The sequence below is a fragment of the Streptococcus sciuri genome (genome assembly GCF_024814375.1).
In the GTDB taxonomy this organism is placed as follows: Bacteria; Bacillota; Bacilli; order Lactobacillales; family Streptococcaceae; genus Streptococcus; species Streptococcus sciuri.
The window spans coordinates 1-1,235 of sequence record NZ_JANUXX010000018.1 but is presented as its reverse complement, the minus strand read 5'-3'; the positions used below and the strand labels follow the sequence as shown (position 1 = coordinate 1,235).

Here is a 1,235-nt window from a genome sequence, read left to right as displayed (position 1 = left end):
GCCAGCAACCATCACGACAGCAGATGGTAAGACCTACGAACTTGTCCCAGAGTTGACAAGCGGACAAGAAACCGGCACAGTTGTTCCAGGCAACACCGATGTGACCTACGTTTATAAGGAAGTCAAAAAACAACCAGGAGTTCCTAATAATGAGAATAAACCAAATCCTGAAAAACCTAATAAGGATTCTAAAATGACACCTCATAAGGATAATACACCAGTTGAAGATGATTCTGATATGCAAAGTCCAAAAGCTAAAGCTCCTAGCACAGTGAATAAGCAGTCTGTTCTGCCATCTACAGGGGAAGAGGATTCGACAACAGCTACTGTTGGCGGTCTAGCACTCTTACTTGGTGCACTTGGACTAGCAGGTAAACGTCGTCGTAAAAATTAAATATGGTTAGGATAAAAAATACTAGATACAGGTAAAGTAACTGACTTATTAGGTATGGGTCAAATAGATTTTCCCATTACCGACTATAGTGGATTGCGAAAAAACTAACATCTTAACCATTTAGAGAAGACCAAATTGGTCTTCTCTTTTTTGATACTTACGACAATCAAACTTTGTTTTTTTAAAAAATTCTGTATTCAAAGGCATTTCATTTAATCCTTTTTGTTAATCAAGTATATTCGAAAATAGAGCGATAAAATCGTTTATCACTGAATTTGAATGCGAATTCCTAGTGCAACATTGAGTCGTACTATATTCAAGCGTTTGAACAATACAATAAAGTTTATTTTTCCTTTCTTAATTCTTGAAAGCATACTTTTCGAGAAAAGTGTATTCCAAGAAGTTTTAAACTTAAGCGCATTGAGTTTTCGCATAATTGTAGAGGTTGAAGGGTTAGATTTTACAGATTTTGCTCATCCCCCCTTTTTGATTGATTTACTGATATTCCTTCATCATAATTTACGCACCAAAAAGCGAGAACAACATGTGTTCTCGCTAAATTTGATGATATCGACTTATAGTGACTACTCTCTATAAGTTGAGGTTTTCTACTCCCTTAATCTTCTTTTTTTGTACGTCGTTTCTGAGATAATCCAAAGCCACCTGCTAAGAGAGCTACTAAACCAGTTAAGGCTATTGTATTATCTGTTTTCCCTTCCCCTGTAGATGGCAATACCGCTTGTTTTGCTACTGTCTTAGGAGTTTGAGAACGTGGTGCTGTTGTGACTTCTTTTTTCGGAATCTCGTCACTGTGAGTTTGCTTCGTTTCTGGTTTATCGTC

At 36.9% G+C, this 1,235-nt stretch carries 2 protein-coding genes; one reads left to right on the top strand and one right to left on the bottom strand.

The features are described 5' to 3' along the window. Positions 1-394 (top strand): LPXTG cell wall anchor domain-containing protein (locus NXS10_RS08535; RefSeq protein WP_259139444.1); only part of this gene is annotated, 394 nt, incomplete at its 5' end. Between the two features lie 616 nt (positions 395-1,010). Here NXS10_RS08535 and NXS10_RS08530 read toward each other — a convergent pair. Next, on the bottom strand, positions 1,011-1,235 hold a 225-nt coding region (locus NXS10_RS08530; RefSeq protein ID WP_259139442.1), incomplete at its 5' end, for an LPXTG cell wall anchor domain-containing protein.